Here is a 22,682-nt window from a genome sequence, read left to right as displayed (position 1 = left end):
GCCGACAGGCGCGCCATGGTGGCGTTGATGCGGATCGGCTTGTCGAGGATGACGCCCTGGTGCTTGCGGTCCTCGGGCACCAGCGCCACGCCGGCACGCACCGCATCGCGCGGCGAGCGCAGGCGCACCGCCTTGCCGCGGATGGCGATCGAGCCGGCGTCGAGGCGGTCGGCGCCGAAGATCAGGCGGGCGACCTCGGTTCGGCCGGAGCCGACCAGGCCGCCGAGGCCGACGATCTCGCCGGCGCGCACGCGGAAGCTCACCCCGCGCACCTTGCGGCCGGCCTCGAGATCCCTGACCTCGACGAGGTCCTCGCCGAGCCCGCGCGCGCCGCGCTCCGGGAACATGGCGGCGAGCGGGCGGCCGACCATCATGCGGATCACGCCCTCGATGGTGGCGTCCTTCACCGCCAGGGTGCCGACATGCTGGCCGTCCTTCATCACGGTCATGCGGTCGCACAGGCTGAACACCTCGTCGAGCCGGTGCGAGATGTAGACGATGCCGACCCCCTGGGCCCGCAGCGTGCCGATGATCTTGTGCAGCCGCTCGGCGTCCTGGGCCGACAGCACGGCGGTCGGCTCGTCGAAGACGATGATGCGGACCTCGCGCGACAGCGCCTTGGCGATCTCCACCACCTGCTGGTAGGCCACCGCCAGGCTGCCGACCCGCTGGCCGGGATCGATGTCGAAGCCGAGCCGCTCGATCAGCGCGCGGGCCCGCCGCTTCAGGCTGCCCCAGGAGACCAGCCCCGGCAACTCGCCCAGGAAGATGTTCTCGGCCACCGACAGGTCCGGGGCCAGCGCCAGCTCCTGGTGGATGACCGCGATGCCCTGCGCCCGCGCATCGCGCGGGTCGCGGAAATGCACCGGCTTGCCGCCGACCGTCACCTCGCCGCTGCTCGGCTGCATCTCCCCGCCCAGCACCCGCATCAGCGTCGACTTGCCGGCCCCGTTCTCGCCCAGCAGCGCATGCACCTCGCCGCCGCGCACGTCGAAGTCCACGCCCTTCAGCGCGTGCACCCCGCCGAAGGACTTGGTGATCGCCGTCAGCCTGGCAAGGTCCGTCATGATGCTCCCGGGTGGGCGAGATGGATCGGCGCAGAATACGCTCGACGCCTGCGCCTTCCCTCCCCCTTGCGGGGAGGGATAAAGGGTGGGGGTCGTGCAGGATGGGGTGATCCGGTTGACAAAGGGCGCATTGCAACGAGCGCAGGGCCCTATCCTGATGGACCCCCGCCCCTAACCCCTCCCCACAAGGGGGAGGGGAAATGGTCGGCGTTGCGTCCGGATCAATGCTCCGGAGCGCTATGCCCTCAGAACACCGCGTCCTTGCGGTAGAACTTGTCGACATTGTCCTGAGTGATCACGGCGGGCGTGGTCAGCTCCAGCTTGGGGAAGTCGGCGGGCAGCTCGCCCTTCAGCGCCTTGAGGCCGATATCCACGGCGGTGCGGGCGACGAGGTCGGGGTCGTTGAGGCCGGTGGCGCCGTACTTGCCCTCCTTGATCAGGGCGAGGGCCTCCTTCTGGCCGTCGGCGGCGGCAAGGACGAGCACGTCGCTCTTGCCGGCGGCCTGCAGCGCCTTGATGGCGCCGAGCACCATCGAATCGTTCTCGCCGAGCACGACATTGGCGTCGGGATGGGCCTGGAGCAGGTCCTCGGCCGCCTTCAGGCCGCCTTCGTTCGACCAGCCGCCCCAGCCCTGGCCGAGCACCTCGAAGCCGCCCTTGCCCTCGTTGACCAGCTGGCCCTCGATCAGGCCGCGGAACACGCCGAGGCGCCGGTCGCGGCCGACCTCGTTGCCCTGCGATCCGGAGAGCAGGAGGATCTTGGCCGGCTTGCCCTGCATCTTCTTGGCCAGCCACTGGCCGACGAGGAAGCCGTTCTGGTCGTTGGACGAGCGCACCTGGGTGATGACGTTCGCCTTGGTGTTGATGCTGGAATCCATCACCACGACCTTGACGCCGGCCGCGGTGGCGGCATTGGCGGCGGCGACCAGGCCTTCGGGGTCGCGCGGATTGAGGATCAGCAGGTTGACGCCCTTGGCGACCATGTCCTCGACGTCGGAGATCTGCTTGCCCATGTCGTTCTGGCCGTCGGCCGTCGACACCTCGCAGCCGGCCTTCTTGGCCTGGTCCGCGGCCGCGGCTTCCTGGGCCGCGAAATAGGGCGCGCTCAGCGTGTACATGGCGACGCCGACCTTGCAGTCGGCCGCCGCGGCCATGCCGAAGGTGCCGGCCATCAGGGCTGCCGCCAGCGCGCACGCCGGAAGGGCTTTTGTCATCGTCTCCTCCTCGAGGTCAAATTGCACGGGCGTGTCTGCGCAGCCCATTTCTGTAGCATAGATACATAGTTTTCGAGCGGTCAAGAGGGTCTTTCGTTACGAATTTGAAGTGGAAATACAAGTGTGAAAATGCTGCGCTGCAATATGGCGGAATCGACCGTGAAGACCCGGCTTTGCTGCCCCACTCTGTGCCACGCGCTTGATCTCCGGCGCCGGAAAATGTAGTGATACTACAAAATTGGGGCAGGCCCGATGCCGGGCCCGCAGGGTTTTCGGAGGATCGGATGGGGCTGCGAGAGCCGGGTTTGTGCTTCGTCGACGTCGCCAGGGGCGAGCTCAGGGGCGCCACCAACCGCTATGTCAAGACGCTGGCGGACCTCGAAGGCCTCTACGAGGACGCGGCGGCCTTTGAGGCGCTGCGCCGCGAGATGGGCGATACCGTCGTCTACGAGGTCACCGACTACAAGCCGTCCGACCGGGCGGGCGACATGATCATCGGCGTGACGCGCATGCTGCCCGGCAAGGTCGGCCGGGAATATTTCCTCACCCGCGGCCATATCCACGCCAGGGCCGACCGGCCGGAGATGTATTATGGCGAGAGCGGCCGCGGCCTGATGCTGCTGGAATCGCCGGCCGGCGAGATCCGCACCGTCGAGATCGGACCGCGGACGCTCTGCTACGTGCCGCCCTTCTGGATCCATCGCTCCGTCAATGTCGGCACGGAGGACCTGGTGATGACCTTCGCCTACCCCGCCGATTCCGGCCAGGACTACGACATCATCGCCAAGGCCGGCGGCATGCGCCGCCGCATCGTCGATGACGGCCGGGGCGGCTGGACCGCGGTCGACAATGCGAGCTATCGCGTCCGGCCGGCGGCGCTGGTCGATGCCATCCTTGCGCAAGCCTCGTGACGCGGGACACGTCGACCATGAGCCGCTACGCACCCGCCACCCGGCCGACCCTCTATTTCATCGGCGTCACCACGGCCAAGAGCTCGATCATGCGGGTCTTCCCCGCCTGGGCGGCGCATCTCGGGCTTGATGACGCCGAGATCAGGGGCATCGACTTCCCGCTCCATGCCGAGCCCGCCGCCTACCGCGAGGCCGTCGCCTTCATCAAGGCCGATCCGCTCTCGCTCGGCGCCCTGGTCACCACCCACAAGATCGACCTCTACCACGCATGCCGCGACCTGTTCGACGAGGTCGATCCCCACGCGCTGTTCATGGGCGAGACCAGCTGCCTGTCGAAGCAGGGCGGGCGCCTGGTCTGCCATGCCAAGGACCCGATCTCCTCGGGCCTCGCCCTCGACGGCTTCCTGCCCCGGCACCATTTCGCCCGCACCGGAGCGGAGCTGTTCTCCATCGGCGCCGGCGGCTCCACCATCGCCCTCACCTGGCACATGATGCGGGCCTCGCGTGGGCCGGACCGACCTTCCCGCATCGTCGTCTCCAACCGCAGCGGGCCGCGTCTCGACGAGATCCGCCGCATCCATGCCGAGCTCGCTTCGGGCGTGCCGGTCGACTACGTGCTGGCGCCGAGCCCGGCCGACAACGACGCCGTCGTGGCGGCCCTGAAGCCGGGATCGCTGGTCATCAACGCCACCGGCCTCGGCAAGGACGCTCCCGGCTCGCCGCTGACCGACGCGGCGCGCTTCCCCGAGAACGGCATCGCCTGGGATCTCAACTATCGCGGCGACCTCGTCTTCCTCGACCAGGCCCTGCGCCTCGAGGCCGAGCGCAACCTGCAGGTCGAGGACGGCTGGACCTATTTCATCCACGGCTGGACGCAGGTGATCGCCGAGGTCTTCCACATCGACATCCCGACATCCGGCCCGAGCTTCGAGGAGATCTCGGCGATCGCCGCGAGGGTGGCGAAGGGATAAGGCGAGGGCGGGTAGCGAGACGCGGCGTCGCAGGACGCGCGCGACGCCCGGCAATCTCGGAGGGAAGCATGGCATCCGTCGCGACCGAGACACTCCCCTTCGCAGAGCCGCTGGCCGGGCGCTTCGCAGGTCTGCCGCCCGCATCCCTCTCCCTGTACTGGCTCGGCCAGGCCGGCTTCGCCCTGCGCGCCGGCGGATACCGCATCCTGATCGACCCCTATCTCTCCGACTCCCTCGCCCTGAAATATCGCGGCACGGCGACGCCGCACGAGCGGATGATGCCGGCGCCGATCACGCCCGACGAACTCGGTCCGATCGACCTGGTGCTGTGCACGCACCACCACACCGACCACCTGGACGCGGCCACCCTCGCCCCGCTCGCCGCCCGGCTGCCGGCGCTGCGCTTCGCCGTTCCGGCCGCATCGGCGGAGCTCGCGACGACACGCATCGGCGTCGGCGAGGACCGGCTGATCCCGCTCGACGCCGGCATGGCCGTCGAGCCGCTGCCGGGCCTGCGCGTCCATGCGGTGCGGGGGGCGCACGAGACGCTGGAGACCGATGCCCTCGGCCGCCACCGGTTCCTCGGCTACGGCCTGGACTGGGACGGGCTGCGCCTGTTCCATTCCGGCGACACCATTCCTTTCGAAGGCCAGGCGGCCGAGGTCGCGGCGCTGCGGTCCCATCTGGCACTGCTGCCGGTCAACGGCCGCTCGCCGGCGCTGCGCGCGGCCGGCATCGCCGGCAACCTGACCCTCGACGAGGCGGCGGCGCTGTGCGCCAGCTGCGGCATTCCGGCGATGATCGCCCACCACCACGGCCTGTTCGCCTTCAACACCGCCGATCCCGCCGAAATCGACGCCCGCGCCGCCGTGGCTGCGCCGCTCGAGCTGCTGCGGGCGCGCGTGCAGGTGGAGTATCGGCTGCGGGCGGCGTAGAAGGGCGCGATCGACCAAGCGCGCGAGACGGCGCGAGACGCGGCCGATGTTGATCCAGGCTCGACGCCTGGGCCTTCCCTCCCCCTTGTGGGGAGGGATAAAGGGTGGGGGTCGTTGTCATGGGGCTCGCCTTTTCCTGATGGACCCCCATCCCTTGCCCCTCCCCACAAGGGGGAGGGGATCGGCTGGCGTCGCGAGAAATGTTGCTTCCGTGCGGGACCCAGCGATGTTGCGCGACCAGACCCAGACGCCCCGGCCCACGACCCAGAACATCCTGGAGGTGGTGCGCACGCTCCACGACGAGCTGCGCAAGTCCGAGCGCAAGGTCGCGGACCTCGTCCTCGCCGACCCGCAGCGCCTGCTCGGCGCCACCCTGGCCGAGACCGCCGGCTTCGCCGAGGTCAGCCAGCCCACGGTGATCCGGTTCTGCGTCGCCCTGGGCTGCGTCGGCTTCCAGGAGTTCAAGCTGCGCCTGGCCCAGAGCCTGGCGCTCGGCACGCCCGCCACCCATTCCGTGCTGCTCGGCTCCGATCCGCCCGAGGCGGTGGTGGAAAAGATCTTCGACTACACCATCACCAGCCTTGACTGGGCCCGGCATCATCTCGACCGGCCGGCGCTGGGGCGGGCCATCGCCATCCTCGAGGCGGCGCGCCAGATCGAGTTCTTCGGCTTCGGCGCCTCGGCCATCGTGGCGCGCGACGCCCAGCAGAAATTCCCGCTGTTCGGCGTGCCGTGCGGAGCGCAGCTCGATTCGCACCAGCAGATCATGGTCGCTTCGATGATGCGGCCGGGCGACGTCGCCGTGGTGATCTCCAACACCGGCCGCACGCGCTCGATCGTCGAGGTGGCGCGCACCGCTCGCGAGAACGGAGCCGAGGTGATCGGCATCATCGGCACGCCCGGCTCGGTGCTGGTCGAGCATTGCGACGTGGCGCTGGTGGTGGAGACGCTCGACAACACCGACATCTATACCCCGACCATGTCGCGCATCGCCGCGCTGGTGGTGGTCGACGTGCTCTCCACCGCGGTGGCGCTGCGCCGCGACGAGGCGCACGGCCAACGCTTCCGGCAGATGAAGCGCCGGCTGAACGAGCTGCGCTTCGTCGAGCGGATCTGACGGGCCGGCGCCGGTGGCCCGCCTATGGCGGTCCCAGAAACACCTGGGCTACGGCGCTCGCCGTGAATGACGGCTCCTGCCTGCCCTGGCTCCTCCGCCTCACGTCGCGGCCGGCCTCGTTCAGGCCCGCGAGGTAGTCGACCCCGCGCTGGACGAGATGAGCCGCAAGGGCCTCCGCGAACAGGCCGTGCGGGCCTTTCCCGGCCGGCGCCACCTCGCCGGCGCGTGCTGCCGTCGCCACGGCCTCGCCGGCCTCCTCGACCTCGATGCGGCCGAGGCCGCTTCGCATCGTTCGCACATGATCGATCTGGATGTGGTCGAGATAAGGGTCCTCCCGGGACGCATCGAGGATGACGAGACGCAGCTGCCTCGCGCCGGCCGTGGCGGCGAGCATGGCATGGAACGAGACGCCGCCCGCGGCGACCTCGCTCTCGACGGCGCCGTGCGCGTCGATCGCCAGCAGATAGTTCTCGTCGTCGAAGACGAAGCCGTGGCCGGAAAAATAGATGACCGCGATATCGGCCGTCCGGGCCTTGGCCGCGAAGGCGGCCAGGGCCGCATCCATCCCGGACCGATCGGCGTCCTTGACGGTCACCACCGAGGCGAATCCCGCCGCCTCGAACGCGGAGGCCAGGAGCGCGACGTCCGCGACGGCAGTCGTGACGGGCCCCGCCGCGCGATAGGCGGCATTGCCGATCAGCAGGGCGACGCGCACCGGCGCCGCCGCGACCTGCCACGACGCCAGGATCGCCGCGGCCAGGATCGTCACCCGCAGGATCGTGAGGCCGGCGCGGCGCATCGGGGGGGCTCCGTGTCGAGACATCGGACCATACGCCGAGGCGCCGGCGGTGTCGCGCCCTACCGCCGCGTGGTGCCGCGCTCGACGAGGCGGGCCGGCACCACCACGCGCACTTCGCCCACCGGCGCATGCGCCGTCTCCGCGGCGCGCAGGATCGACAGCGCCTCGTCGACCATGCGCGGCCCGTCATGCACGAAGGTGGTGAGGTCGTAGCCGGCCCAGGAGGCGGAGGGGATGTCGTCGAAGCCGGCGATCAGCACGTCCTCGGGCACGCGCAGGCCGATCTGCTGGCGCAGAGCGTCGATCGCGCCGATGGCGACGAGGTCGTTGGCGCAGAACACCGCGTCCGGCCGCTCCGGCCGGGCGAACATCTCCAGCGCCGCCCTGAACCCACCCTCATAGCGGAAATCCGCCGTCGCCGTGGCGATGTCGGTGATGCCGTGCGCCGCCAGCCCCTCGCGGAAGCCGGCGAAGCGCTCGAGGTTGGCCGGGCTCGCCGGCGGCCCGGAGATGTAGCCGAAGCGCCGGCCGCCGCGGGCGAGGAACAGGTCGGCGAGGATGCGGGCCGAGCCGGCATTGTCGCAGCACACCGAGGACACCCACTCGTTCTTCACCGGCGTGTTGAACGAGATCACCGGGATCTTGAAGCGGGCCAGCTCCTCCGCCGATTGCGGCGACAGGATCGCCAGGGCGCTGACGATGGCGTCGACCCGGTAGCTCGCCAATTTGGGGATCACGGCGTCGAGCGAGTGGCCGCTGTCGACATGCACCAGCAGCACCTGGTGGCCGCTCTCCTGCAGCTTGACGGTGAAGCCTTCCAGCACGGCGGAGTAGAACGGATTGTACATGCCGCCGATGACGATCGCCACCAGGTTGGAGCGATGGGTCAGCATGATGCGCGGGATCAGGCTGGGGCGATAGTCGAGCTCGGCCGCCGCCGCCATCACCTTGCGCCGCGTCTCCTCCGACACGCTCGCCCCCGGCCGGTAGGTGCGCGACACCGCCGACTGCGACACGCCGGCGAGGCGGGCGACGTCGGTGGAGGAGGCGTATTTCTTGCCGCCCATGCCCATGCCGGCCTGAATCCTCAGAGCTTGATCTGGAGCTTGACGTCGCCGGGCCGGCCTTCTGCGGCGCGCTCGAAGGCGGCGATGCTGTCCTGGAAGGCGAAGGTGTGGCTGATCAGCGGCTTGAGGTCGACCTTGCCCGAGGAGATCATCGCCAGCGCCCGGTCGAACACGTTGGCATAGCGGAAGATCGTCTCGATGCGGATCTCCTTGGCCGCGGCCGAGACCACGTCGAAGGCGACCGGCTCCACCGGCATGCCGACCAGCACCAGGCAGCCGCCCGGCCTGGGCAGGGCGAAGATGCCCTCGAAGGCGCGCGGGCTGCCGCTGGCCTCGAACACCACGTCGGCGCCCCAGCCGCCGGTCTCGCGCGCCACCGCGTCGGCGAGCTTCTCCCGGCGGATGTTGACCGGGGTGATGCCGGGATAGCGCCCGGCGATCGCCAGCTTCTCGTCGACGAGGTCGGCGATAACAGCCCGGCTGCAGCCCCCCGCCAGGGCCGCCAGGGCCGCCATGATGCCGATCGGCCCGGCGCCGATCACCACGGCGACGTCGCCCGGGGCGATCCGCGCCTTGGCCGCCGCCTGCAGGCCGACCGCGAAGGGCTCGACCATCGCCCCTTCCGCGAAGGAGACGTTGTCCGGCAGCTTGAACGTGAAGGCGGCCGGATGCACCACCTCCGGCGTCAGGCAGCCATGCACCGGCGGCGTCGCCCAGAACACCACGCTCGGGTCGACATTGTAGAGGCCGAGCTTGGAGGCGCGCGAGGTCAGGTCCGGGATGCCCGGCTCCATGCACACCCGGTCGCCCGGCCGGAAGCCGGTGACGGCGCTGCCGACCTCCACCACCGTGCCGGCCGCCTCGTGGCCGAGCACCATCGGCTCGTTGACGATGAACGGGCCGATCCGCCCATGCGTGTAATAGTGCACGTCGCTGCCGCACACGCCCACCGTGTCGATGCGGATCCTCAGGTCCCCCGGCCCGACCGCCAGGGGCAGGTCGATGTCGCGCAGCGACAGCTCCCGAATCCGTTCCAGCACCAGCGCGCGCATCGGCGGTCCTCCCTGCCTGGTTGAATCTCGTGAGGGCGCGGCCCCGTCCCTGTTGCTTAGCGCCGGCCGTCGCTGCCGCACAAGCCCCGCCCGGTGCGGGCTTGACGGCCTTCAGGTTTGATGCCTAGCTATGCACGCACGGTGACTAGCTAATCAACAATAATATTTCTGGAGGAAACCATCATGACCATCCTGCTTCCGCAGGGGCGGCCGCTGGGCCGTCGCGACATGCTGAAGGGCGCCGCGGCGCTTGGGCTCGGCGCCGTCCTGCCCGCCGGCTTCGCCCGGCTGGCGCTGGCGCAGGACAAGCCGACCGTGGTCAATTCGATCCGGTCGCTGTCCAATCCCTACCACGCCACCTGGAACAAGGGCGGAGCCGCCTTCGCCAAGGCGATCGGCGCCGACTACGTGACGCTGGTCACCGAGGGCGACAGCGAGAAGGGCACCGCCGACATCCGCGCCATCCTGGCCAAGACCGGCGGCAACTGCATCATCAACGTCGACCCCAACGATTCCGCCGACGCCCGGCCGATCGTCGAGGCCTGCGTCGCCGCCAAGGCCTTCGTGGTCACCCAGTGGAACAAGCCGGCCGATCTGCATCCCTGGGACCACGACCCCTATCACGTCGCCCACATCTCCTTCGACGGCGTCAAGTATGGCGAGGTCACGGCCAAGGCCCTGATCGACGCCATCGGTGGCAAGGGCGGCATCCTGGCGCTCGGCGGCATCCTGTCGAACACGCCGGCGATCGAGCGCCGGGCCGGGCTGGAGAAGGCGGTCGCCGATCATCCCGACGTCAAGATCCTCGATTTCCAGGTGGCGGACTGGCAGTCCAACAAGGCCTTCGATACGGTCTCGGCCTGGCTCACCCGCTTCGGCGCCGACGTCAAGGGCATCTGGGCCGCCAATGACGACATGGCGGTCGGCGCGCTCGAGGCGCTCCGGGCCGAGGGCCTGGCCGGCAAGGTGCCGGTCACCGGCATCGACGGCATCAAGACCGCGGTCGAGGCGGTGAAGGCGGGCGAGATGGCCGCCACCGTGTCCTGGGATCCGTTCTGGCAGGGCTCGATGGGCCTTGCCATCGGCTATGCCGCCAAGACCGGCAAGATCAATCCGGCGAGCGAGCCCAAGGAGCACCGCGAGTTCTACGGCACCGGCGTGGTCGTGACCAAGGAGACGGTGGCCGCCTTCTACAAGGACAATATCGAGGCCGAGCCCAAGGTCGACTTCACCGATCTGTGGAGCCGCGTCACCGGCCAGATCCGCCAGGGTTGAAGCGATTCAAACGAAGTCGCTGAAACGATTCAAGATGGACCGCAAAACCCCTCTCCCATCGGGAGAGGGGCAGGATGAGGGCCTCAGCCTGATAGGATAGAACGCGGTTCGTCATGGCCGGGCTCGTCCCGGCCATCCACGCGACCACAGGCTGACGTCGAGTTCGCGTGGATGGCCGGATCAAGTCCGGCCATGACGCCGGAAAGCGCGGCGCACCTATCTGCAGACGGCCTGTTCGTGACACGTTCAGTCCCTTGCCCCTCTCCCGGCCGGGAGAGGGGGTTCTCACTTTCCATCCCTCGCAAGGTCGTTGATGGCCACCGCCGCCGCCGAAACCAGGACCCTCACCGCCGCCCGGCTGCGCGCCCTGGCGCCGCTCATCGTGCTGGCCGGGCTCTGCCTGATCGTCGGCGCGCTCAACCCGAACTTCCTCACCCCGGCCAATGCCGCGCGGGTGCTGACCGCCGCGGCCGTGCCGCTGGTGCTGGCCATGGGTGCCACCTTCGTCATCCTGATCGGCGGCGTCGACCTCTCGGTGGAAGGCACCATGGCGCTCGGCGCGATCACGCTCGCGCTCACCGTGCAGAACGACGCCAATGATCTCGCCATCGGCCTCTTCGCCATACCGCTGGCAATCCTCGTCGGCGCGGCCATGGGCGCCGTCGGCGGCGCGGTGCATGTCGGCCTGCGCATCCCCTCCTTCATGGTGACGCTCGGCATCTGGTTCATCGGCCTCGGCATCGCCGCGGTGCTGCTCGGCGGCGGCACGGTGCGCATCCTCGATCCCTCCATCCGCGCCCTGTCGCTGACCCGCTTCCTCGGCCTGCCGCTGCTGGTGTGGATCGCCGCGGCGGCGCTCGCCGTCGCCTATCTCGTCGAGAGCCATACCCGCCTCGGACGCCATGCCTTCGCCGTCGGCGGCGGCGAGGACCTCGCGGCGCTCTCCGGCATCCCGATCGGCCGGATCAAGGTCATGGTCTTCGCCCTCGCCGGCGCCTTCTACGGCCTCGCCAGCGTGCTGGCCGCGGCCCAGCTCGGCCAGGGCAACGCCACCATCGGCGACGGCCGCCTGTTCATGACCATCACCGCCGTGGTGGTCGGCGGCACCTCGCTGATGGGCGGGCAGGGCGGCGTGCTCAACACCCTGGTCGGCGTGCTGATCGTCGCCGTGCTCGCCAACGGCATGATCCTGCTCGGCATCCCGCCCTATGCCCAGCAGACGGCGCAGGGCCTGATGATCATCGCGGCGGTGGCGCTGTCGCTCGACCGCGCCAAGCTGCGCATCGTGAAGTGACGCCATGCTGCAGGCCGTCGACCTCTGCAAGACCTTCGGCGCCGTCCAGGCGCTGCGCCATGTCGACGTCACCGTGGGCAAGGGCGAGGTCGTCGGCCTCGTCGGCGAGAACGGCGCCGGCAAGTCGACGCTGATGCGCATCCTCTCCGGCGCGCAGCAGCCGACATCGGGCGAGCTCAGGCGCGACGGAGCCCCCTTCCAGCTGCGCGACCCGCGCGACGCCGCCGCCCAGGGCATCGGCATGGTGTTCCAGGAGCAGTCGCTGCTGCTCAACCTCTCCGTCGCCGAGAACCTGTTCCTCGGCCAGGAGGACGCCTTCCTGCGCTTCGGCCTGATGAACTGGAAGAAGCTCCATGCCGCCGCCCGCCGCGAGCTCGACAAGGTCGGGCTCGCCATCGACCCCTCGATCCGCGCCGCCGAGCTCAGCTTCGCCGCCCGCCAGATGGTCGAGCTCGCCAAGGCGCTGGCGCTGGAGGAGCGGGTCTCGCGCGACCTCGTCATCCTCCTCGACGAGCCGACCTCGGTGCTGGAGCAGGCGGAGATCGACCTGCTGTTCTCCCGGGTGCGGGCGCTGAAGAGCCGGGCGAGCTTCGTCTTCGTCTCGCACCGCCTCGACGAGGTGCTGGCCCTCTCCGACCGCATCTATGTCATGAAGGACGGGGCCGTGGTCGGCGAGATGCCGGCGGCCGAGGCCTCGACCCCGGTGCTGCACCAGATGATGGTCGGCCGCGGCGTCCATGCCGAGTACTACCGGGAGTCCGAGCAGGCTCCGCCCCAGGCGGAGGTGGTGCTGGCGGCGGCCGGGCTCGGCGCCGGCGGGCATTACCGCGGCGTCGACTTCGCGTTGCGCCGCGGCGAGGTCGTCGGCATCGCCGGCGTGATCGGCTCGGGGCGCGAGGCGCTGATCCGCACCCTGTTCGGCTTCGAGCCGCACAGCGAGGGCACGCTCTCGATCGACGGCGAGCCGGTGCGCCTCGCCACGCCCGCCGACGCGGTGGCGCGCGGCATCGGCTATATCCCGCGCGAGCGCCGGGTCGAGGGGCTGGCGATGTTCCTGCCGCTCGCCGTCAACCTGACGCTCGGCCGCCTCGACACGGTGATGCGCGGGCCGGTCATCGACCATGGCCGCGAGCGCGCGCTGGCGCGGGACTGGATCGGCCGGCTGTCGATCAAGGCGCCGGGGCCGGAGGCGCTCTGCCTCTCCCTCTCCGGCGGCAACCAGCAGAAGGTCGTGCTGGCCAAATGGCTGCAGGCGCGCTCGCGCATCCTCATCCTCGACCATCCCACCCGCGGCCTCGACGTCGGCGCCAAGGAGGAGGTCTACCGTCTGATCCGCGAGGTCTGCGCCGCCGGCGCGGCGGTCATCCTCACCGCGGACACGCTCGAGGAGACGATCGGCCTCAGCCATACCATCCTGGTGATGCGCGACGGCCGCGTCACCGCCCGCTTCGACGCGGCGCCCGGAGCCAAGCCGGCGCAGGTCGAGCTGATCGAGCACATGGTATGACGCGGTCTATCCTCACGCCCGCCCGCCTGCGCGCCGCCGCGCCGAGCCTGTTCCTCGTGCTGCTGGTCGTGCTGATCTCGCTGGTGACGCCCGGCTTCGCCCGGCCCGACACGCTGCTGGTGCTGCTCGCCGACACGGCGACTTTGTTCATCCTGGCCGCCGGCCTCACCTTCGTCATCCTGCTCGGCGGCATCGACCTCTCCGTGCAGACCGTCGCCTCGCTCGCCACCGTGCTGGTGGCGCTGCTGGTGCCGCAGCTCGGCCCGGCGGCCTGCCTGATCGCCCTCGCCGCGGGGCTGGCGGCGGGCCTGTTCAGCGGCCTCGTGCACGTGGTGCTGAAGGTGCCGTCCTTCATCGCGACGCTCGCCACCAGCGGCGTGGTCAGCGGCGCGGCCCTGCTCGTCTCCAAGGCCCGCACCATCACCATCGGCGAGGCCGGCCGCGCCGACCTCGGCTGGGTCACGGGCACGCTGGCCGGCGTGCCCAATGTCGTGCTGATCGGGGCGCTGGTGCTGGTCGCCGGCATCCTGGTGCAGCGCTACACCCGCTTCGGCCGCTACAGCACCGCCATCGGCGCCGGCGAGCCGGCCGCCTGGGCTTCGGGCATCCGCGTCGGCCGCCACAAGGTCATGGCCTTCGCCCTCTGCGGCCTCTTCGCGGCGCTGGCCGGCGTGCTGCTGGCCGGGCGCCTCGCCAGCGGCTCGCCGGTGCTGGCCAACCAGCTGCTGCTGCCGGCGATCGCCGCCGTCATCGTCGGCGGCACCGCCATCACGGGCGGCGTCGGCGGCATCGGCCGCACCGCCATCGGCGCGCTGATCATCTCGGTGGTGCGCATCGGCATGACCTTTCTCGGCGTCAACATCTTCGCCCAGCAGATCGTGTTCGGCGCGGTGCTGGTCGCCGCCGTGGCGGTCACCATCGACCGCAGCAAGATCCCCATCGTGAAATAGGAGACGGACATGGACCTGGGCTTGCGCGACAAGGTCGCGGTCATCACCGGCGGCAGCATCGGCATCGGCCTGGCCGTGGCCGAGGGCCTGGCGGCGGAGGGCGCGCATCTGGTGCTGGCGGCGCGCCAGGCCGACCGCCTCCAGGCGGAGGCGGAGCGGGTGGCGGCGCAGCACGGGGTCAGGGCCGTGCCGGTCGCCTGCGACGTGGCGACGCCCGAGGGCGCGGCCGAGATCATCGCCGCGGCCGAAAGCGCATTCGGCGGCGCCGACATCCTGATCAACAATGCCGGCACCGGCTCCAACGAGACCATCATGGAGGCGCCGGACGAGAAGTGGCAGTCCTACTGGGAGCTGCACGTCATGGCGGCGGTGCGCCTCGCCCGCGGCCTGGTGCCCGGCATGCGCCGGCGCGGCGGCGGCGTCATCCTGCACAACGCCTCGATCTGCGCCGTTCAGCCGCTGTGGTACGAGCCGATCTACAACGTCACCAAGGCGGCGCTGATGATGTTCTCCAAGACCCTCGCCAACGAGGTCATCAAGGACAATATCCGCGTCAACTGCATCAATCCTGGCCTGATCCTGACGCCGGACTGGAAGAAGACGGCCACGCAGCTCACCGCCGATACGGGCGGCGACTGGGAAGGCTACCTCGCCGGCGTCGCCCGCGAGCACGCCCCGATCGACCGCTTCGCCTCGCCCGAGGAGCTGGCGAACTTTTTCGTCTTCCTGTGCTCGGACAAGGCGACCTACTGCGTCGGCTCGACCTATTTCGTCGACGGCGGCATGCTGAAGACGGTGTGAGGGGCGGCTAAATTGAGGCTCGAATACCTTGTGCGCGAGATGGTGGGGGCGTTACCACCCGCGACAATGGCGGGTAGGCTTGCCTTCCTCACACAAGAACCTCGACGTCATGGCCGGGCTTGACCCGGCCATCTACGCGAACACCACGGCTGTCGCGTTGAACACCTTCAGGTTGGCATGAGCTTCCGTTGATCTCGTGATTCCCGATGTTTGCTGGCGACATCGGCCGGCATCCCTTTCTGCGCCGCCGGAGTGCGCGTGGATGGCCGGGACAAGCCCGGCCATGACGGTTGCGGGTGGGGCGACCGCCGTCGACCTTACCGCCACCGCGTCACCGCGGTGAACCCGGACGATCTCCCCATCAGTGCCGGAAGTGCCGCACCCCCGTGAACACCATGGCGAGGTCCGCCTTGTCGGCGGCGGCGATCACCTCGGCGTCGCGCATCGAGCCGCCCGGCTGGATCACCGCGGTGGCGCCGGCCTCGATGGCGGCGTCGAGCCCGTCGGCGAAGGGGAAGAAGGCGTCGGAGGCGACCACCGAGCCCCTGGTCAGGCTCTCCGCCAGGCCGGCCGCCCTGGCGGCGTCCTCGGCCTTGCGGGCGGCGATGCGGGCGGAGTCCACCCGGCTCATCTGGCCGGCGCCGATGCCGACCGTGGCGCCGTCGCGGGCATAGACGATGGCGTTGGACTTGACGTGCTTGGCGACGCGGAAGGCAAAGCGCATGTCCGCCATCTCGCGCGCGCTCGGCGCCCGCTTCGTCACCACCTTGAGGGCCATGTCGTCGACCACGGCCGCGTCCCGTGACTGCACCAGCAGGCCGCCCGCCAGCGTCTTGGCGGTCAGGCCGGCGGCGCGCGGGTCGGGCAGGCCGCCGGTGACGAGCAGGCGCAGGTTCTTCCTGGCCGCGAGGATGGCGATCGCCTCCGCGCTCGCCGCCGGAGCGACGATCACCTCGGTGAAGATCTCCACGATCCTGCGCGCCGCGTCGGCATCGAGCAGGCGGTTGACGGCGATGATGCCGCCGAAGGCCGACACGGGGTCGCAGGCGAGCGCCTTCTCATAGGCCTGCAGCAGCGTGTCCCCCACGGCGACGCCGCAGGGATTGGCGTGCTTGACGATCACCACCGCCGGCTCGGCCGGGTCGAACTCGGCGACGCATTCGAAGGCGGCGTCGGTGTCGTTGAGGTTGTTGTAGGACAGGGCCTTGCCCTGCAGCTGCTCGGCGGTGGCGACGCCGAAGCGCGTCTGCGCGGTGCGATAGAAGCCGGCGCTCTGGTGCGGGTTCTCGCCGTAGCGCAGCGCCTCGGCCAGCACGCCGCCGACGGCGCGGAAGGTCGGGGCCTCCTCGCCGGCCTCGGCCAGCAGCCAGTTGGAGATGGCGGCGTCGTAGGCGGCGGTGCGGGCATAGGCCTTGGCCGCCAGGCGCCGGCGCAGCTCGGGCGTGGTGGCGCCGCCGTTCTCGGCCATCTCGGCCAGCACCTCGCCATAGTCGGCCGCGTCGACCACCACGGTGACGTCGGCATGGTTCTTGGACGCGGCGCGGATCATCGCCGGCCCGCCGATGTCGATATTCTCCACGCAGTCGTCGAAGGAAGCCCCGCGCGCCAGCGTCGCCTCGAAGGGATAGAGATTGACCACGAGGAGGTCGATGGCGGGAATGGCGTGCGCCTGCATCGCGGCGCGGTGCTCGGCATTGTCGCGGATGGCGAGCAGGCCGCCATGCACGGCGGGGTGCAGGGTCTTGACCCGCCCGTCCATCATCTCCGGATAGCCGGTGAGCTCGGCGACGTCGGTCACCGCCAGCCCTGCCTCCGCCAGCGCCTTGCGCGTGCCCCCGGTCGAGACCAGGGCGACGCCATGGGCGGCGAGCGCCCTGGCGAAGTCGACGAGGCCGGTCTTGTCGGAGACGGAGAGGAGGGCGCGGGCGATCGGGCGAGGGGGCAAGGCTGGCTCCTGGGCGGATGGGCGCTCCCCTTTATCCCCCTCCGCGACGGCGAGGAAAGGCCAAATCGCGGGCAGGGCGGGAAAGGCGGGCGGCGGGCGCAGTGAAGGGAGGCGCCCTACTCCTCGCACCCTACCCTACCTCGTCTCCGGCTCCAGCGACCAGGACACCGGCAGGCTTGCGCCGCCGTCGTCGCGCGGCACCACCACCACGATCTGCGTGGCGCGGCGCGGGCCCTCGGGATTGGCGAAGTGGATGCTCTCCTCGATGGCGAGCGGCAGGCCGTCGGCGCGCAGGCGCCAGACCTTGCCGTTCGGCAGGGTCAGGGCGGCGAAGCGGTCGCCGCCGCCGGGACGGGCGCCGACCGCGGGGTGGACGTGGAAGCGCAGCAGCACGGTCTCGCGGCCGCGCCAGGCCTGGCCGGCGCGGTCGAGCATGGCGTCGCGTCCGGCGAGCGCCCCGGTCCGCGGCGAAAGCGTCAGCACCCGCTCATGCACCAGCCCGAAGGCCGCCTTGTAGCCGTCATGGCTGGCGGCGAGGGTGATGGCGTCGGGCGTCTCCCGCCGCTCCAGCGTCACCGTCTTCGGGCCGGCGATCACCGGGCGCTCCGACGGGCCGAGCGGCGCGAAGCGGCAGGAGGAGGCTTCGGCGACCACGGCGGTCGAATGGGCGGCGGTGGCGCGGGCGAGCTGGCGCCAGCTGTCGCGTCCCACGGCCGGCGCTCCGCAATTGACGATGATGCGGGCCCCGTCGGCCGAGAACTCGAAGGACAGCGTGCCGGCATGCGCCTCGTGCGACATCGAGAGCGCCGGCGGGCGGCCGGTGTCGACCAGCAGCACCGCGCTGCTGCCCTCGACGCGCTGATAGCCGCCGTGCGGCGCGTTCTGCACCGGCTTGCCGCGCGCATCGTCATAGGCCAGCAGCGTCGCGATCAGGTGGCTCTGGGTGTAGCCCATGCCGTTGAAGGCGGCGAAGGCGCCGTCGGCATGGCGGAAGAAGCGCAGCATCGGCATCAGCCGGTCGATCGCGCCGAGGAGCTCGGGCGGCGGCGGCAGGTTGCGGGCGGCGAAGGACTGGCGCAGCGGCAGGAGGTCGAGCAGGAGCTCGACGGTCGCCTGCGGGTTGCGGCTGCGATGCACGCCGTCGGCGAGGACCTGGCGCTGCAGCTCGTCGACGAGCCAGCGCGTGGCGCGCCGGCGCAGGCCGCCCTTCTCGGCCAGGCACAGGCTGGCCTGCGTCGCCGCCATGGCGCAGAGCAGCCGCGGCAGGCCGTCCGGCCCGACGCGGCCGGCGCTCAGGAGATAGTGCGTCTGCCAGGTGATGCTGCGGATGAAGGCGCGGTAGAAGCCGCGGTCGGCGCCCTCGAGCACCAGGGGCGACTGGCTGAGCCAGGACACCACCCGCCGCGCCGCCGTCACCGGCCGCAACGCCTCCTGGCCGAAGCGGGCCGGCCCGCGCACGAAGTCGGCGACCAGCCGCCGCGCCGCATGATGGCCGTCGAGGCCCTGGACGGTGCGCAGGTGCCTCAGCCAGGTGAAGCCGAGCAGGCCCTCGCTCCAGGCCGGCGACGGCGAGGGGATGGCGAAGGGCGAGGCGTCCTTCAGCACCACGGTCTTGCCGGCGAAGGTGAAGCGGTTCTGGATGATCTCCTCGGCCCGGGTCGGGTCGGCGGCACGCAGGTCCTGGGGGGCGAGCAGCAGGCGCTCCGGCCGGCCCGAGCCGAACCGCCAGCGATAGAGCCTGGACGTGTAGAGGCGCGCGAGCGCCGACCGTCCGGCATTGCGCCCGGCCAGCAATCCCAGCCGGACCTTCGTGCCGATTCCGCTTCGGCTCATCGCTCCACGTCACACCTCTTGCCGTCCGCCCCTCGCAGGGGCCGGCGAATCGCAACCTTACCGGAGCCGCACGCAATGGGCGACATGGAAAGGCGGGATCGCCGACGCCTGGCGCCTGGTGCCTGGCGTCCGCGCCCCGCATCGGCCGGCGACGCCGTCATGCCGGCACCGGCCCGGCGGCCGCGACGATCCGGTCGACATAGATCGCCAGGAGCTCGGTCTGCGAGGAGATGCGCAGCTTCCGGTAGACGTTGCGCCGGTGCACCTTGACCGTGCCGACCGAGATGCCCAGGCGCCAGGCGATCGATTCGGAGGAATGGCCCTGCAGCACCAGGTCGACCACGTGCGCCTCGCGCGCGGTGAGGCTCAGCGCCTGCCAGGCCGCCACCGCCACCGGGCGGCTCGCGGCCGGGCGCTGGCGCACCGGCGCTGCCGGCGGCGCGCCGTCGTCGAAGCGGCCCTCCAGGCCGCGCCAATGCCGGGCGATCACCGCGCTCACCACCGGTTCGCAGGCCCTGAGGGCCGCCGCCTCGGCCGGCGGAAACAGGCCCGAGCGCTTCAGCCGCATCAGCGACAGCACCACCATGATGCCGTCGTCGGCGCGCACGAAGAAGCCGACCTCCTCGGCGAGCCCGGTCTTGACATAGTAGGAGCGGTAGTACTCGCTGGAATAGAAGCGGTCCGGCGCCAGCTCGCGCATGCGCCAGAACCCGACCTGCCCGGTGGAGGCGGTGCGGTAGAACGGGTCGAGCAGATAGGGACCCGGCTGGTAGAGCGCCACGAACACGTGCCGCTCCGCCTCGCTGAACGTATCGAACAGCGCGATCGGCCGGGCCTGGCCGCGATAGGCGAACACGACGCAGCGGTCGAAGCCGGCGACGGCCCCAAGGAAATCGACCAGGCGCTGGCCGAATCCGGCATCGCCGGGTGCCGCCGGATTGATCAGCGGCGCCAGCTTGCCGAAGGTATCTGCCAAAGAAATGCGCATCGACGCCATCCGCCGCGCAAACAGGCAAGATACCACCTGGTTTCCCGGCGTTTTCCCGAACTACCCCTTTCAGGGTATACCCCGTCACCGGGCAAATGCCTAGGCTCGACGATCAGGGCCGCCGCAGACGGTCCGAACGATAAGACGCCGCCTGTCGGGCCGGCCGCCCGCCATCGGCGCCCTCACAGCCTCCAAGACCACCGTCCCCACCGTCGTGCAGAGAGGGTCGACATGGCGATCGCAAGTTCAGGAACTGCCGGCGCGGCCAGTCCCGCCGCCGGCTCGCTCGATGTCAGCACCAGGACCGATATCGACCGCCTCCATTCCAAGGCGGTGGGCCTGAGCGGCGTGCTCTTCCTCACCGTGACCGGGGCCGCCCCGATCACCGCCATGCTGCTCAACGTGCCGATCGTGGTCGGCAACGGCAACGGCGTCGGCGCGGCGGCCGCCTTCCTGGTCGCCACCGTCATCCTCCTGGTATTTTCGGTGGGCTATGCCGCCATGGCCGGCAAGGTCTCGGCCGTCGGCGGCTTCTATTCCTTCATCAGCCACGGCCTCGGCCGCGAGCTCGGCATGGGCATGGGCTTCGCCTCGGTGATCGCCTATGCGGTGTTCGAGCCCTCGCTCGCCGGCGGCTTTGCCTATTTCGCCAACCTCAAGCTGGCCGAGTTCGGCCTCAACGTCTCCTGGCCGGTGCTGGCGCTCGCCATGGTGGCGCTGATCTGCGCGCTGACCTATCTCGACGTGAAGATCTCGACCGCCGTGCTCGGCGTCGCGCTGATCACCGAGGTCGCCATGCTGGTGATCTTCGACGCCGGCGTGTTCCTGCACGCCGGCAAGGGCGCGGTGGTGCAGGCCGCGGCGATCAATCCGCTCAACGCCTTCCAGGGCTTCCCGGCCCACGACAAGCTGGTCGCCGGCGCGGCGGGCATCGGCCTGTTCTTCGCCTTCTGGTCCTGGGTCGGCTTCGAGAGCGCCCCGAACTATGCGGAGGAATCGCGCGATCCCAAGCGGATCGTGCCGCTGTCGCTCTACATCTCGGTGCTGTTCCTCGGCATCCTCTACACCGTCACCACCTGGGCGGCGACCTCGGGCTATCCCGACACCCAGGCCTCGATCACGCAGGCCCAGGGCAACTCGGCGCAGTATTTCTTCGACACCGCCACCCGCCTGATCGGGCCGTGGTGCGAGACGATCATGAGCTATCTCATCCTCACCGGCTCCTTCGCCTGCGGCATGGCCTTCCACAACACCGCCTCGCGCTATCTCTACGCGCTCGGCCGCGAGGAGGTGCTGCCCAAGGCGCTGGGCCGCACCCACCGCACCTTCAAGACCCCGCACGTCGCCTCCTTCGTGCAGAGCACGTTCTCCGCGATCGTCGTCCTGCTGTTCGCCTATTTCTCCGGCACGGACAATCCGACGGTGCAGGCCTATGGCCAGCTCTACGGCCTGATGGCGCTGCTCGGCACCATCCTGATCCTGGTGGCGCAGGCCATCGTCTCGGTGGCGATCATCGTCTACTTCCGCCGCTATCATCCGGAAGATCATCACTGGTGGCAGACGATGCTCGCCCCGATCCTTGCCTTCGTCTCCCAGGGCGTGGTGATCTATCTCTGTCTGTCCAACATGGACTTCCTTGGCGGCGGCTTCGCCTTCGCCGACTGGATCCCCTGGATCGACGTCGCCATCGTCGCGGCCGGCATCCTCGGCGCGATCTACCTCAAGGTGAGCGCTCCCGCCCGCTACGAGCAGATCGGCCGCATGATCTACGAGGGCGTGCCGGACAAGGCCTGAGCTTCGGCGGCGCCGGCCTGGCGCAGGGGTTGAAGCTGGCGATTTTCGGGCCGATGGTGCGAGCGTACCGCCGGCCCGCTCGCCCTGCCGGCCATTCCCGACGGAAAGGATCCATGCCGGTCGAATACGGACCAGACGCCCTCGCGGACCTCGAACAGGCGATCCGGCAGGCGCTGCCCGCCTGGTCGCTGTCGCCGCAGGCCGGGATATCGCTGCTCAACGTCTCGGAGAACGCCACCTTCCGCCTCGACGACCCGGTCGAAGGACGGGCGCTGGTGCTCCGCGTCCATCGCCTCGGCTATCACGCCGATGACGAAATCCGCTCCGAGCTCGCCTGGATCGAGGCGCTGCGCCAGGCCGGCGTGGTCGAGACGCCCGCGCCCCTGCCCGGGCGCGACGGCGCCCTGGTCCAGCGCCTCGCCTCGCCGTCCGGCCTGCCGGCGCGCAGCGCCGTCGCCTTCGAGTTCGCGCCCGGGCGCGAGCCGGTCGCCGACGCCGACCTGCCCGGCTGGTTCGGCAAGCTCGGCGGCCTCACCGCCCGCATGCACGCCCACAGCCGCGCCTGGAGCCTGCCGTCCGGCTTCCGTCGCAAGACGTGGGACTTCGACGCCATGTTCGGCGAGCGCGCCTATTGGGGACCCTGGCGGGCCGGGGTCGGCCTCGACGCCGCCGGCACGGCGCTGCTCGGCCGGGCGCTCGACCTGATCCGCGCGCGCCTGGAGCGCTTCGGCCGCACGCCGGAGCGCTTCGGCCTGATCCATGCCGACCTCAGGCTCGCCAATCTCCTGGTCGACGAGCCGCATCTGCGCGTCATCGACTTCGACGATTGCGGCCTGAGCTGGCGCCTCTACGATTTCGCCGCGGCGGTGAGCTTCTTCGAGCACGAGCCGATCGTCGACGACCTGCGCCAGGCCTGGGTCGAGGGCTACCGCGCCGTCGCGCCGCTGCCGGCGGAGGATGCGGCCGAACTGCCGGTGTTCATCGCCGTGCGCCGCTTCCTGCTGGTGGCCTGGATCGCCTCCCACCCCGAGGTGCCGATCGCCCGGGAGCTCGGGGCCGGATACACCGCCGGCGCCCTGGAGATGGCCGAAAGGTTGCTATCGGACTTCGCCTGAATCCACTTCGCCTGAATCCACTTCGCCTGAATCCACTTCGCCTGAAC

At 70.4% G+C, this 22,682-nt stretch carries 19 protein-coding genes; 11 read left to right on the top strand and 8 right to left on the bottom strand.

Annotated features, from left to right (window positions below):
- Positions 1-1,067: sugar ABC transporter ATP-binding protein (locus QO011_RS34465; protein ID WP_307282604.1), on the bottom strand; the 1,067-nt coding region annotated here is incomplete at its 3' end.
- A 245-nt stretch (positions 1,068-1,312) separates the two neighbouring features.
- Entirely contained in the window at positions 1,313-2,281 is a 969-nt protein-coding gene (locus tag QO011_RS34460) for a substrate-binding domain-containing protein (protein ID WP_370882053.1), read from the bottom strand.
- A 284-nt stretch (positions 2,282-2,565) separates the two neighbouring features.
- Between QO011_RS34460 and QO011_RS34455 the strand changes: the two genes are divergently transcribed.
- From QO011_RS34455 to QO011_RS34440, 4 genes are all read left to right on the top strand, one after another.
- Positions 2,566-3,192 carry a glucose-6-phosphate isomerase gene (locus tag QO011_RS34455; protein ID WP_307282602.1) on the top strand — a complete coding sequence of 209 codons (627 nt, stop codon included), beginning with the start codon at positions 2,566-2,568 and terminating at the stop codon, positions 3,190-3,192.
- Positions 3,193-3,209: 17 nt separating this feature from the next.
- Positions 3,210-4,163 carry a shikimate dehydrogenase family protein gene (locus QO011_RS34450; RefSeq protein ID WP_307282601.1) on the top strand — a complete coding sequence of 318 codons (954 nt, stop codon included), beginning with the start codon at positions 3,210-3,212 and terminating at the stop codon, positions 4,161-4,163.
- A gap of 68 nt (positions 4,164-4,231) precedes the next feature.
- Complete coding sequence (locus QO011_RS34445) at positions 4,232-5,098, top strand: MBL fold metallo-hydrolase (protein WP_307282599.1); 867 nt, start codon at positions 4,232-4,234, stop codon at positions 5,096-5,098.
- Between the two features lie 226 nt (positions 5,099-5,324).
- Positions 5,325-6,215, top strand: coding sequence for an SIS domain-containing protein (locus tag QO011_RS34440; RefSeq protein ID WP_307282597.1), 891 nt, complete (start codon positions 5,325-5,327; stop codon positions 6,213-6,215).
- 22 nt (positions 6,216-6,237) lie between these two features.
- Here QO011_RS34440 and QO011_RS34435 read toward each other — a convergent pair whose 3' ends face one another.
- Genes QO011_RS34435 through QO011_RS34425 form a run of 3 tightly spaced genes read right to left on the bottom strand, consistent with a single transcriptional unit; the run spans position 6,238 to position 9,133 of the window.
- Positions 6,238-7,014: a caspase family protein gene (locus QO011_RS34435; protein WP_307282595.1), complete on the bottom strand. Its 777-nt coding sequence runs from the start codon at positions 7,012-7,014 to the stop codon at positions 6,238-6,240.
- A gap of 59 nt (positions 7,015-7,073) precedes the next feature.
- Positions 7,074-8,087 (bottom strand): LacI family DNA-binding transcriptional regulator, encoded by a 1,014-nt coding sequence (locus QO011_RS34430; protein ID WP_307282594.1) that lies wholly within the window; start codon positions 8,085-8,087, stop codon positions 7,074-7,076.
- Positions 8,088-8,101: 14 nt separating this feature from the next.
- The gene (locus QO011_RS34425) at positions 8,102-9,133 is read right to left on the bottom strand and encodes an NAD(P)-dependent alcohol dehydrogenase (RefSeq protein ID WP_307282592.1); all 1,032 of its coding nucleotides are present in this window, start codon (positions 9,131-9,133) and stop codon (positions 8,102-8,104) included.
- A gap of 183 nt (positions 9,134-9,316) precedes the next feature.
- Here QO011_RS34425 and QO011_RS34420 point away from each other — a divergent pair, with 183 nt between their 5' ends.
- From QO011_RS34420 to QO011_RS34400, 5 genes are all read left to right on the top strand, one after another.
- Positions 9,317-10,408 (top strand): sugar ABC transporter substrate-binding protein, encoded by a 1,092-nt coding sequence (locus QO011_RS34420; RefSeq protein ID WP_307282590.1) that lies wholly within the window; start codon positions 9,317-9,319, stop codon positions 10,406-10,408.
- 313 nt (positions 10,409-10,721) lie between these two features.
- Positions 10,722-11,702 carry an ABC transporter permease gene (locus tag QO011_RS34415; protein WP_307282587.1) on the top strand — a complete coding sequence of 327 codons (981 nt, stop codon included), beginning with the start codon at positions 10,722-10,724 and terminating at the stop codon, positions 11,700-11,702.
- 4 nt (positions 11,703-11,706) lie between these two features.
- Complete coding sequence (locus QO011_RS34410; protein WP_307282585.1) at positions 11,707-13,209, top strand: sugar ABC transporter ATP-binding protein; 1,503 nt, start codon at positions 11,707-11,709, stop codon at positions 13,207-13,209.
- Positions 13,206-14,159: an ABC transporter permease gene (locus tag QO011_RS34405; protein WP_307282583.1), complete on the top strand. Its 954-nt coding sequence runs from the start codon at positions 13,206-13,208 to the stop codon at positions 14,157-14,159. Before QO011_RS34410 ends, QO011_RS34405 begins: the two co-directional genes overlap by 4 nt.
- A gap of 9 nt (positions 14,160-14,168) precedes the next feature.
- Entirely contained in the window at positions 14,169-14,960 is a 792-nt protein-coding gene (locus QO011_RS34400) for an SDR family NAD(P)-dependent oxidoreductase (RefSeq protein WP_307282581.1), read from the top strand.
- 361 nt (positions 14,961-15,321) lie between these two features.
- Here QO011_RS34400 and purH read toward each other — a convergent pair whose 3' ends face one another.
- From purH to QO011_RS34385, 3 genes are all read right to left on the bottom strand, one after another.
- Positions 15,322-16,905 carry a bifunctional phosphoribosylaminoimidazolecarboxamide formyltransferase/IMP cyclohydrolase gene (gene purH, locus QO011_RS34395; RefSeq protein ID WP_307282579.1) on the bottom strand — a complete coding sequence of 528 codons (1,584 nt, stop codon included), beginning with the start codon at positions 16,903-16,905 and terminating at the stop codon, positions 15,322-15,324.
- A gap of 135 nt (positions 16,906-17,040) precedes the next feature.
- Positions 17,041-18,738 carry a heparinase II/III family protein gene (locus tag QO011_RS34390; RefSeq protein ID WP_307282577.1) on the bottom strand — a complete coding sequence of 566 codons (1,698 nt, stop codon included), beginning with the start codon at positions 18,736-18,738 and terminating at the stop codon, positions 17,041-17,043.
- A gap of 157 nt (positions 18,739-18,895) precedes the next feature.
- Positions 18,896-19,726, bottom strand: a complete 831-nt coding sequence (locus QO011_RS34385) for a helix-turn-helix transcriptional regulator (protein WP_307282575.1) — start codon at positions 19,724-19,726, stop codon at positions 18,896-18,898.
- Between the two features lie 231 nt (positions 19,727-19,957).
- Here QO011_RS34385 and QO011_RS34380 point away from each other — a divergent pair, with 231 nt between their 5' ends.
- Both QO011_RS34380 and QO011_RS34375 read left to right on the top strand, forming a co-directional pair.
- Positions 19,958-21,520 (top strand): APC family permease, encoded by a 1,563-nt coding sequence (locus QO011_RS34380; protein ID WP_307282573.1) that lies wholly within the window; start codon positions 19,958-19,960, stop codon positions 21,518-21,520.
- Between the two features lie 113 nt (positions 21,521-21,633).
- On the top strand, positions 21,634-22,635 hold the full coding sequence (locus QO011_RS34375; protein ID WP_307282571.1) for a phosphotransferase enzyme family protein: 1,002 nt from the start codon (positions 21,634-21,636) through the stop codon (positions 22,633-22,635).
- Positions 22,636-22,682: the final 47 nt, after the last annotated feature.

It is taken from the genome of Labrys wisconsinensis, assembly GCF_030814995.1.
In the GTDB taxonomy this organism is placed as follows: domain Bacteria; phylum Pseudomonadota; class Alphaproteobacteria; order Rhizobiales; family Labraceae; genus Labrys; species Labrys wisconsinensis.
This window is presented reverse-complemented; position numbering and strand designations above follow the sequence as displayed.